Below are 766 nucleotides of genomic sequence, written 5' to 3'. Positions count from 1 at the left end.
GCGAATTCATGCAATCCCCCAGAAGAGAGCCGACGAAGCGCTCGTCGACTACCTGACTATGCCAGAAATGCAATCGATTCTGGATAGCCCGGATTTGACGACTTCAATGGGTATTCGCGATCGTGCCATGTTGCATCTCGCCTTCGCGGCGGGTCTTCGAGTTTCAGAGCTGGTTCAGTTGCGGATCGACCAACTGGAGCTTTCGACGCAGGCCGCGATTCACATCTACGGCAAAGGGAGGCGTGAACGTATACTCCCGCTATGGAAGCAAACCGCAACGGCGATACGTGCATGGCTTGCTGTGCGAGCGTCAGCGGGCGACCCAGAAGTGTTTCTGAATGCACGCGGCAGCGCGATGACACGCGCTGGCTTTGAATACATTCTGGCCAAACATGCGAAAGCTGCGGCGGTGCTACAGCCATCGCTCGCGAAGAAACGCGTCTCGCCACACGTACTGCGCCATTCCTGCGCGATGCATACCTTGCAGGCGACGCACGATGTCCGCAGGGTTGCACTGTGGCTCGGTCACGCCAAGGTTCAGAGCACGGAAATCTATCTCCGCGCAGACCCGACAGAGAAACTGGAGGCGCTCGCGGCTGCCGGAATTCCGAACCTTAGGAGAGGACATTTTCGTCCCCCCGATGCTTTGATTGAGATGCTGAGACCGGTCAAGCACTAGCCCGTTATGCGCAGCGCCATCATGCCCAATGCTCGACATGTCCGACGGGCTGGTGACCAACTGCGCATAACCGGCAACACCGCATAA

General features: G+C 57.8%; 1 protein-coding gene. It reads left to right on the top strand.

The genetic code is table 11. The features are described from left to right. On the top strand, positions 1-679 hold a 679-nt coding region (locus tag PKKP23_RS33490), incomplete at its 5' end, for a tyrosine-type recombinase/integrase (RefSeq protein ID WP_126880087.1). Positions 680-766: the final 87 nt, after the last annotated feature.

The organism is Paraburkholderia kururiensis JCM 10599 = LMG 19447 (assembly GCF_003986935.1).
Lineage (GTDB): Bacteria > Pseudomonadota > Gammaproteobacteria > Burkholderiales > Burkholderiaceae > Paraburkholderia > Paraburkholderia kururiensis.
Note: the sequence above shows the minus strand (reverse complement) of the source record. Positions and strands in the feature narration are given on the sequence as shown.